Source organism: Vibrio sp. FF145, assembly GCF_041439075.1.
Classification (GTDB): domain Bacteria; phylum Pseudomonadota; class Gammaproteobacteria; order Enterobacterales; family Vibrionaceae; genus Vibrio; species Vibrio tasmaniensis_A.
Map to the genome: position 1 here is coordinate 62,707 of NZ_JBGONH010000004.1, position 10,553 is coordinate 73,259.

Annotated in this window: 8 protein-coding genes and 1 tRNA gene; 8 read left to right on the forward strand and 1 reads right to left on the reverse strand. The window is 45.6% G+C overall.

What is annotated here, in order from left to right; genetic code table 11:
• Window positions 1-222: 222 nt before the first annotated feature.
• Window positions 223-2,253, reverse strand: coding sequence for an excinuclease ABC subunit UvrB (gene uvrB, locus ACED42_RS02805; protein ID WP_371701328.1), 2,031 nt, complete (start codon window positions 2,251-2,253; stop codon window positions 223-225).
• A gap of 509 nt (window positions 2,254-2,762) precedes the next feature.
• Between uvrB and ACED42_RS02810 the strand changes: the two genes are divergently transcribed.
• The 8 genes from ACED42_RS02810 to nth all read left to right on the forward strand — a co-directional run bounded on the left by ACED42_RS02810 (window position 2,763) and on the right by nth (window position 10,473).
• Window positions 2,763-2,838 (forward strand) — tRNA-Asn (locus ACED42_RS02810).
• Window positions 2,839-3,364: 526 nt separating this feature from the next.
• On the forward strand, window positions 3,365-3,943 hold the full coding sequence (rsxA, locus tag ACED42_RS02815; protein WP_004734039.1) for an electron transport complex subunit RsxA: 579 nt from the start codon (window positions 3,365-3,367) through the stop codon (window positions 3,941-3,943).
• Between the two features lie 2 nt (window positions 3,944-3,945).
• Window positions 3,946-4,539 (forward strand): electron transport complex subunit RsxB, encoded by a 594-nt coding sequence (gene rsxB, locus ACED42_RS02820; RefSeq protein ID WP_004734040.1) that lies wholly within the window; start codon window positions 3,946-3,948, stop codon window positions 4,537-4,539.
• Window positions 4,540-4,546: 7 nt separating this feature from the next.
• Window positions 4,547-7,249, forward strand: coding sequence for an electron transport complex subunit RsxC (gene rsxC / locus ACED42_RS02825; RefSeq protein ID WP_371701330.1), 2,703 nt, complete (start codon window positions 4,547-4,549; stop codon window positions 7,247-7,249).
• Window positions 7,249-8,295 (forward strand): electron transport complex subunit RsxD, encoded by a 1,047-nt coding sequence (rsxD, locus tag ACED42_RS02830; protein WP_012603533.1) that lies wholly within the window; start codon window positions 7,249-7,251, stop codon window positions 8,293-8,295. The genes rsxC and rsxD overlap by 1 nt, the downstream gene beginning before the upstream one ends.
• Before the next feature lie 14 nt (window positions 8,296-8,309).
• On the forward strand, window positions 8,310-8,939 hold the full coding sequence (gene rsxG / locus ACED42_RS02835; protein ID WP_012603532.1) for an electron transport complex subunit RsxG: 630 nt from the start codon (window positions 8,310-8,312) through the stop codon (window positions 8,937-8,939).
• Window positions 8,939-9,631, forward strand: a complete 693-nt coding sequence (locus ACED42_RS02840; RefSeq protein ID WP_017088559.1) for an electron transport complex subunit E — start codon at window positions 8,939-8,941, stop codon at window positions 9,629-9,631. The genes rsxG and ACED42_RS02840 overlap by 1 nt, the downstream gene beginning before the upstream one ends.
• A gap of 206 nt (window positions 9,632-9,837) precedes the next feature.
• Window positions 9,838-10,473 carry an endonuclease III gene (gene nth / locus ACED42_RS02845; RefSeq protein WP_017099962.1) on the forward strand — a complete coding sequence of 212 codons (636 nt, stop codon included), beginning with the start codon at window positions 9,838-9,840 and terminating at the stop codon, window positions 10,471-10,473.
• The last annotated feature ends 80 nt before the right edge of the window (window positions 10,474-10,553 follow it).

A 10,553-nucleotide genomic window follows, 5' to 3' on the forward strand; every position in this document is an offset into this window, starting at 1 on the left:
ACTGTGTTCGTTTGCTTGCTTCAAACAATCAATGTGTTATCTATTTGGCACGAACGATGCAGTTATCTAACTGACCTTCGGGTCACCTAGCCAACTGACGTTGTTAGTGGACTTTGTGTCCACAGACGTAAGCCAGTAGAACATTTACTACTGGCTGTTTTTTGTCTGAAGCACTCTCAATTCTTATTTTATGGGTATAAACGCCTTAAGCAAGAAGTAAGGTTAGCTATTAGAAATAAACTGCTTTCTCAATTGTTCAATTTCATCGCGCTTCTGTGCCGCCAATTCAAATTCCAAATTCTGAGCATGCTGATACATCGCCGCTTCCAGTTTACTGATCTCTTTATCGAGCTGTTGTGGCGTAAGCACTGCATAGTTTTCAGAAGGTTCTGCCACCTTAGATAGTGGAACTTGCTTCGATTGGCGCTGCTGCTTCGACTTGGTTAGATCACCCAACTCCATAATGTCTTTGATATTACGTTTAAGCGCTTGCGGCGTAATACCTTGCTCTTCGTTATAGGCCTGCTGTTTCTCTCTACGGCGGTCGGTTTCATCAATCGCCTTTCTCATTGACTTAGTAATCGAGTCACCATATAGAATTGCTCGACCTTCCAAATTACGAGCTGCACGGCCAATGGTCTGTATCAAAGAACGCTCAGAACGTAAGAAGCCCTCTTTATCAGCATCAAGAATCGCCACCAGCGATACTTCCGGCATATCCAAACCTTCTCGAAGTAAGTTAATGCCCACTAACACGTCAAACTCGCCCAAACGTAGGTCTCTGATAATTTCTACGCGTTCAACGGTATCGATATCAGAGTGCAAGTAACGAACTTTAACGCCATGCTCACTCAGGTATTCAGTTAAGTCCTCTGCCATTCGCTTAGTTAGCGTCGTGACAAGTACACGCTCTTCTTTCACTGAACGTATTCTGATTTCAGACAAAAGGTCATCAACCTGAGTCGCGACTGGCCTTACTTCGATAATTGGGTCTAACAAACCAGTAGGACGCACCACTTGATCAGCAATCTCACCGTCTGATTTTTCGATTTCGTAACTGCCTGGCGTGGCCGACACAAAAATCGTTTGCGGGGCTATAGACTCAAATTCTTCAAACTTCATTGGACGGTTATCCAGTGCCGAAGGCAGACGGAAACCAAATTCAACCAAGGTTTCTTTACGAGAGCGGTCACCTTTATACATCGCACCAATTTGCGGCACGGTCACGTGTGACTCATCGATAATCAACAGACCATCATCAGGCAAGTAATCAAATAACGTCGGAGGCGCTTCCCCTTCAGCACGGCCACTCAAGTATCGTGAATAGTTTTCGATACCAGAACAGAAGCCAAGCTCGGTCATCATCTCGATATCAAACTGAGTTCTTTGAGAGATACGCTGTTCTTCTAGAAGCTTATTATTGTCTTTTAAATATTGAGCTCTATCACGCAACTCATCCTTAATCTTCTCAATCGCTTCAAGGATTTTCTCTCGTGGAGTTACATAGTGCGTTTTTGGATAAACCGTAAAGCGAGGCAGGTCTCTTTGCTTAACCGCACCAGTTAGTGGGTCAAAGATACTGATGCAATCCACTTCATCATCGAACATTTCAATTCGCACGGCATCTTGGTCAGATTCAGCCGGGAAGATATCAATCACTTCACCACGCACGCGAAACTGACCTCGTTCAAATGCGACGTCGTTTCTTGAATATTGTAGCTCCGCCAAACGGCGCAAAATATCACGCTGATCCATAACCTCACCACGACTCAAGTGAAGCATCATTTTCAAATACGATTTAGGATCACCAAGACCATAGATAGCCGATACAGAAGCTACAATGATGGCGTCTTTTCGCTCTAATAAGGCCTTGGTCGCCGAAAGTCTCATCTGCTCGATATGAGCATTCACCGACGCATCTTTCTCAATGAACGTATCTGTGGTTGGTACATACGCTTCAGGCTGGTAGTAATCGTAGTAAGAAACGAAGTATTCAACGGCATTATTTGGAAAGAATGACTTCATCTCACCATAAAGTTGAGCTGCCAACGTTTTGTTAGGCGCTAACAAGATTGCTGGTCTTTGAGATTGAGAAATGACGTTGGCAAGAGTAAAGGTTTTACCAGAGCCCGTTACCCCTAATAGAGTTTGATGTGCCAAACCAGAATCTAGTCCATCTAGTAATTTGGTAATCGCCGTCGGCTGGTCACCGGACGGACTGTAGTCCGATACCAAGTCAAAGAGTTTACTCATAGGTCGCCATTTCCATACTGTTTATTTAATCAGGTCATTGTCACTCTAGGAGGAGTGTCGTTGCAACTATTATCTAGAGAAATGCATCTTAAGATTAGATATCAGTTATAGCTTTTATTTTTGGAACTTGGTATTATCCGTGCCCCTGCAAGATCTCTTCAGCTAAATTACTCGATTTTTAATCCACTACTTTTCCCCAAAAAATCTAAAAATAGCACTTGTTTTACTGTTTATTTTATAATCTTAAAAAGTTATACAATCGTAATGTTTCGATATAAAACTTTTAAATACATCACGTTACCGCAGATTTTAACATTTTCAGATTTATCCCAATTATTGTTGTTAAAGTTTCACGCACATACTTATCCACAATTTTGGTGGATAACTAAAGCAAAGCTAAACCTGATAAGGCGTTCAAGAAAGTAAAGTTTTTTATCTTATTTTTTTCTGCTATTTTTTATTGACAGAAAATAGGAGTCTTATTAGAATTCGCGTCGCTAACAAGCAATTCCCCTTTAGTTCAGTTGGTAGAACGGCGGACTGTTAATCCGTATGTCGCAAGTTCAAGTCTTGCAAGGGGAGCCAAATTCAGAAAAAAGCTCAATCGAAAGATTGGGCTTTTTTCGTATATAACTGCGACTAACTTGTTCCAAGTTAATGTCACACCCGAATCGTCGGACCGTGCTAGCCGCCCGCGTTCAAGTCTCGACAAGGGGGCCAAATTTAAAGAAGCCGCATCACTCGATGCGGCTTTTTGCGTTTTAACGTACTCACTTCCCTAAAAGCCCTCTAAGCAACCGAGCAACAGCCTTGAGTTAGCAACAATCAATTGACTCAAAAGTTCGCTATTTACTTCAACCAATTTCGACCTTTTGGCCGAAGACAAAAGTGAAATCACTGACTACTCAAATGATCAGACAAAGATCATTGTGATATACCGCTGCACGCTCACACCATCAAAATCTATGTCTATACTTACTGCAGCTTTGGTAATCAATCGATTACCTGATGTTTTTTTCACCAAGTGTCTAAATCCCTAGTGATCCTTGGTTGTTATTAGGTGAGCAAAACAGGATAATATCGGGATCGGAATCTCAAGAATTAATCCATTATGACCGAATACCTTTTGTTGTTGGTTGGCACAGTGCTAGTCAATAACTTTGTGCTAGTGAAGTTTTTAGGGCTATGTCCATTTATGGGCGTCTCCAAGAAGTTGGAGACTGCTATTGGCATGGGCCTCGCGACGACTTTCGTTCTAACGTTAGCGTCGGTATCTGCATACCTAGTAGAAACCTACATCCTTACCCCTCTGGGTATTGAATACCTGCGTACCATGAGCTTTATCTTGGTTATCGCGGTGGTTGTTCAATTTACGGAAATGGTCGTTCACAAAACCAGCCCAACACTATATCGCCTATTGGGGATCTTTCTGCCGCTTATCACCACCAACTGTGCGGTATTAGGCGTGGCACTTCTGAACATCAATGAAAACCACAACTTCATTCAGTCAATCATCTATGGTTTCGGCGCTGCGGTTGGTTTCTCTCTTGTATTGATCCTATTTGCTGCAATGCGTGAACGTATTGCGGTTGCTGATGTTCCAATGCCATTCAAAGGCGCGTCGATTGCGATGATCACAGCAGGCCTAATGTCTCTGGCATTTATGGGCTTTACTGGGTTGGTGAAGTAAGCATGAGTACCATCTTAATTGCAATCATTGCACTCGCCGTTTTAGCCGCCGTTTTTGGCGCTATCTTAGGCTTTGCTTCTATTCGCTTTAAAGTAGAAGCCGATCCTATCGTTGATCAAATCGATACCATTTTACCGCAAACTCAATGTGGCCAGTGTGGCTACCCTGGTTGTCGCCCATACGCAGAGGCGATCGCGAACGGAGACAAGATCAACAAGTGTCCTCCAGGCGGCCAAGCAACCATTGAGAAGCTCGCAGACTTAATGGGCGTAGAAGTTGAAGACTCCGCTCATGACTTAGATAACAAAGTAAAAACCGTTGCCTTCATTCATGAAGATATGTGTATCGGCTGTACCAAGTGTATTCAAGCCTGCCCTGTTGACGCCATTGTTGGTGGCACCAAGGCACTCCACACAGTAATCAAAGATGAATGTACAGGTTGTGATCTATGTGTCGCACCGTGCCCTACTGACTGTATCGAAATGATTCCAGTGGCAACAACGACTGAAAATTGGAAATGGCAGATGAACATCATTCCTGTTACTGATATCACTAACCAAGCAACTGATGCGACCGCGTCAGAGCCTAAGGCATAGGGTTAGTATGATCTCTTTAATTGAACAAATTCGCACGGGCTCTATTTGGAACTTCCCGGGCGGTGTGCACCCTGCTGAAAACAAGAAACAGTCGAATACTACTGACATCGTGCATGCAAGGCTCCCAGAAGAAATCGTTCTTCCAGTGAAACAGCATATAGGTAAGCCTGGTAACTTATTGGTTGCTGTCGGTGATGCCGTACTCAAAGGTCAGCAACTGACGGCCTTAGAGACTGGTTTTACTTTGCCAGTACATGCACCAACATCGGGTGTGATTACCGCTATCGAACCACGAACCACCGCTCACCCTTCAGGCTTGAGCGACGTGTGCGTGGTTATTAAACCTGATGGCTTAGACGCTTGGATTGAAAAAAATCCAGTTGAAGATTTCTCGACAAAGACCTCTGACGAACTGCTTGATGTGATTCGCCAAGCTGGTATTTCAGGCATGGGCGGCGCAGGCTTCCCTACGGCTAAGAAACTTCAATCAGGCTTAGGTCGTACCGACATTTTGATCGTCAATGCTGCGGAATGTGAACCTTACATCACCTCTGATGACAAGTTGCTTCAAGAACATGCCGACGAAGTATTAAAAGGCATCGAAGTGGTTGAACACATTCTTCAACCAAAGCTGACGGTTATCGGCATTGAAGACAACAAACCAGACGCGATAAAAGCACTTGAGATTGCAGCGAAAGACAAAGATATCGTCATTCGTGTTATCCCAACTAAATACCCTTCAGGTGGTGAGAAACAGCTGATAAAGATCCTTACTAATAAAGAGGTTCCGGCTGGCGGCATCCCTGCAGACATTGGTGTTTTGGTTCAGAACGTCGGCTCTCTTTACTCGATTAAGCGAGCGGTAATTGACGGCGAACCTGTGGTTAACCGCGTTGTGACATTAACCGGTAAAACCTTTAAGCAACCTCGTAATGTTTGGGCGCTATTAGGCACACCAGTACATGAGTTACTTGAAGAGTTTGGCTACAAAGCCGATAAAAAGCTTCCGCGTTTGATTTTGGGTGGCCCTATGATGGGCTTCACCTTGCCACATGCCAATGTGCCAATCACTAAAACGTCGAACTGTATTTTGGCACCAACGCGTCGTGAGATCTCTCCAAGCACTTACGAGATGGAATGTATTCGTTGTAGCGCGTGTGCCGAGGCTTGCCCCGCATCACTTCTTCCTCAACAACTGCAATGGCATGCGAAAGCCAACGAGTTGGATAAGTGTGAAGAACTGAATATTAAAGACTGTATTGAATGCGGTGCTTGTGCATTTGTCTGCCCAAGTGAAATTCCTCTTGTTCAGTACTATCGCCAAGCAAAAGCTGAGATCAAAACTCGAAAAGATGAAGCCGCTGCAGCAGAGCGCGCCAAGATTCGTTTCGAAGAGAAAAACGCTCGTATGGAGCGCGACAAAGCAGAACGTGAAAACCGCTTTAAGAAAGCAGCTGACAACCGTCGTAAAGACATGAAATCAGCCGACGGTGACGATGCAATTGCTGCGGCGATTGCGCGTGTTAAGGCACAAAAAGCGACAGCAGACCAAGCTCCTAATGCGGAACCAGCGGTGAAACCTGCGGTTGCGGCTGCGATTGCCAAGGCAAAAGCAAAACAAGCTGCGGCTCAGAAAGCGGATAGCGCTGAACCAGACAATTCTGAAATGTCGAAACTGCGTGAAGAACGTAAACGACAAGCTCGAGAGCGCAAGGCACAACAAGCAGCAACTGATGCTCCTGCAGAAAGCTCTGGTGATGGCAAAAAAGACGCTGTTGCTGCAGCTATCGCTCGTGCTAAAGCCAAGAAGGCTCTACAAGTGGAATCAGCTACTCAAACCGAAAGTGAAGCTCCAGCTGAAAGTACTGGCGATGCTAAGAAAGATGCTGTCGCTGCCGCTATTGCTCGTGCTAAAGCCAAGAAGGCTCAGCAGGCAGAATCTGCTACTCAAACCGCAAGTGAGGCTCCGGCTGAAAGTACTGGCGACGCTAAGAAAGATGCTGTTGCTGCAGCTATCGCTCGCGCTAAAGCCAAGAAAGCACAACAAGCAGAATCAGCTGCTCAAACCGAAAGTGAAGCTCCAGCTAAAAGCACTGGCGATGCCAAGAAAGACGCAGTCGCTGCGGCCATTGCTCGTGCTAAAGCCAAGAAAGCTCAACAAGCGGAATCTTCTACTCCAACAGCAAGTGAAGCTCCGCTTGAAAGCTCTGGCGATGCCAAGAAAGATGCTGTCGCTGCGGCCATTGCTCGCGCTAAAGCCAAGAAAGCTCAACAAGCGGAATCTTCTACTCCAACAGAAAGCGAAGCTTCAGCTGAAAGCTCTGGTGATGCCAAAAAAGATGCAGTTGCTGCCGCAATAGCTCGCGCTAAAGCGAAGAAAGCACAGCAAGCTAAGCAGGTCGAAGCAGAAGCAATCGCTCCTGAAGTAGAAGTGGAAGCTGAAATTCAATCAGAACCAGTGGATCCTAAAAAAGCTGCCGTTGCCGCGGCAATAGCTCGCGCTAAAGCAAGAAAGGCACAACAAGCGAAACAGGAAGAGTCAGCAGAAACACCTGAATCTGTGGTTGAACCTGTAGTTGAATTAAAGGCTGAAACTCAACAAGAACCAGTCGATCCTAAAAAAGCAGCGGTTGCTGCAGCGATTGCTCGTGCTAAAGCAAGAAAGGCGCAGCAAGAGCAAGACAAAAAGAATAATGAGGAGAAAGAGTAGTGGCCTTCTTTATCGCCAGCTCACCGCACGCGCACAATCGTAGAAGCACCCCTGATCTCATGAAATGGGTCGCTATTTGTGCATTGCCAGGTCTACTAGCTCAAACCTACTTCTTTGGATGGGGTACGCTCATCCAGTTAGTATTTGCTATTGCACTTGCTGTTACCTTTGAAGCCGCTGTAATGCTGCTAAGAAAGCGCCCGCCAGTGATGGCGCTACGTGACTACAGTGCTGTTGTCACCGCTTGGCTACTCAGTGTCGCGATTCCTCCACACTCTCCGTGGTGGATTCTAGTGATAGGTATGTTCTTCGCAATTGTCATCGCGAAACACCTATACGGCGGACTTGGGCAAAACCCATTTAACCCAGCGATGGTCGCTTACGTTGTTTTGCTGATCTCGTTCCCAGTTCAGATGACCAGTTGGAATGCTCCCGCGAGCTTAACCGCTGAAGCAACCAGCTTTGTGGACTCATTCTTGATGATCTTTACTGGCTTCAATAATGAAGGATTATCTCTACAACAAGCTCGTTTAGGGATTGATGGAACCACAATGGCGACGCCACTCGATGCCTTCAAAACCGCATTAACGGCAGGCAACACAGCGTCTGAAGCTCTGTCTCAACCTCAATTTAGCTGGTTAGCTGGCGTGGGTTGGGAGTGGGTAAACCTTGCTTACCTTATTGGTGGCTTAGTGCTTATCAAGCAACGCGTGATTCAATGGCATATCCCAGTAGCGTTTCTGGGAAGCTTGACCCTATTTAGCCTAATGTTCTTGATGTTCACTCCTGGCGAGACCGCATCACCGACCATCCATCTATTGTCTGGTGCGACTATGCTCGGCGCATTTTTCATTGCGACCGACCCAGTTTCAGCATCCACGACAGTCAAAGGTCGCTTGGTGTTTGGTGCTCTGATCGGCGGTTTAGTCTTTATCATCCGCAGTTGGGGTGGTTTCCCTGATGGCGTGGCGTTTGCTGTATTGTTAGCCAACATGTGTGTTCCACTGATTGACTACTACACCAAACCTCGTACATACGGCCACTAAAGGGAGCGGATACCATGCTAAATGCAATTAAGAAAAACGGCCTTGTACTCGCGATTTTTGCGTGTGCTTCGACGGGTTTGGTCGCGGTAACTCACTACCTGACCAAAGATCAGATCAAACAACAAGAACAGGCTCAGTTACTGTCTGTTCTTAACCAAGTGATCCCACACGATCTGCACGACAACGAGCTGTTTTCGTCTTGTACTTTGGTTCAAGCAGAAGAGCTTGGTACTGAGCAAGCGATGCCGGCTTACATTGCTAAAATCAATGGTGAGCCGAGTGCGATTGCGATCGAAGCGATTGCCCCTGACGGCTACAACGGTGCGATTAAAGTGATTGTTGGAATGAAGATCGACGGTACTATTTTAGGTACTCGCGTGCTTTCTCACCAAGAAACTCCAGGTTTGGGTGATAAGATTGATTTGCGTGTGAGTGATTGGATTCTCTCATTTGCTGGTAAGCAAGTGACGGATTCTAATCTTGACCGTTGGAAGGTTCGTAAAGATGGTGGTGACTTTGACCAGTTCACTGGCGCAACCATTACGCCAAGAGCTGTCGTTAAGTCAGTGAAACAAGCGGTGCAATACGTTAATCAAAACAACCAAGCATTGCTTGCTCAACCTCTAAATTGTGGTGGTGAATAATGAGTGACCATAAAACACTGATCAAAAATGGCATGTGGGCCAATAACCCTGCCCTAGTACAACTCCTTGGCTTATGTCCGCTGTTGGCTGTCTCTTCGACTGTGACTAACGCTCTTGGATTAGGTATCGCTACCTTGCTTGTACTAGTCGGCTCGAACGTGTCTGTATCTTTGGTTCGAAACCATGTGCCAAAAGAAGTGCGTATTCCAGTATTCGTGATGATCATTGCTTCACTAGTAACCTGTGTTCAACTTCTGATGAACGCTTACGCGTATGGCCTTTACCTCTCTTTGGGTATCTTTATCCCGCTGATCGTAACCAACTGTATCATCATTGGCCGAGCGGAAGCTTTCGCGTCTAAAAACGAAGTTTTACCTGCTGCTCAAGATGGTTTCTGGATGGGTCTTGGCATGACATCGGTACTGGTTGTATTGGGTGCGATGCGCGAGGTTATTGGTAACGGAACTCTATTTGATGGCGCAGACCTACTCCTTGGTGATTGGGCTTCGGTGTTACGAATCCAGATATTCCAATTTGATAACAGCTTCTTGTTAGCCCTGCTACCACCCGGTGCCTTCATTGGTGTTGGTTTCTTAATTGCTTTGAAAAACATCATCGACAACCAAGCTAAATCTAGACAGCCAAAACAAGAAAAACCAGCTATTGAACGCGCTCGTGTTACCAATGCCTGATAAGTTACAGTAGCTTAAATCCTGCTGAGTAGCTCAACCGCTCAGAAGGTAAATAGATTGACCAAGTAAACATAATAATGACGCTCATAAGAGCGCGTAACCGATGATAAAGCCTGAACCATTGCGAAACTTGTTATTTTAAAACGAGTAAGTTTGAAAGAACTTCGCCGGAACTCAAGCCCTAACTATTTGAAAGTAATGTCGCTATGAACAATGTAAAACGAGTAGAAATACTTGAGCGTTTGAGAGAAAACAATCCAAATCCAGAAACCGAGCTTAACTGGAACAGCCCTTTCGAGTTGCTGATCGCCGTGCTCTTATCTGCGCAGGCAACCGATGTCAGCGTTAACAAAGCCACTGATAAGCTTTATCCTGTGGCTAATACTCCACAGGCTATTTTCGACCTAGGTGTCGATGGCCTAAAAGAGTACATCAAAACCATCGGCCTGTTTAACTCAAAAGCAGAAAACACCATCAAAACGTGTCGTATGCTACTGGACCTCCATAATGGTGAAGTGCCGGAAGATCGCGCTGCATTAGAAGCCCTTCCAGGCGTTGGCCGCAAAACTGCAAACGTAGTGTTAAATACCGCCTTCGGTTGGCCAACGATTGCCGTTGATACTCACATCTATCGTGTATCAAACCGCACTAAGCTAGCGATGGGTAAAACCGTCGACGATGTCGAAGCAAAGCTACTTAAAGTCATCCCAAAAGAATTCAAACTGGATGTCCACCATTGGCTCATTCTTCATGGACGTTACACCTGTATCGCACGTAAACCACGCTGTGGCAGCTGTATCATTGAAGACTTGTGTGAGTTCAAGGAAAAAACCGACGTCTAGGCTAGCTCTAAGCGAATGAAGCTAAGAAGCTAAGAAGCTAAGAAGCTAAGAAGCTAAGAAGCTAAGAAGCTAAGAAGCTA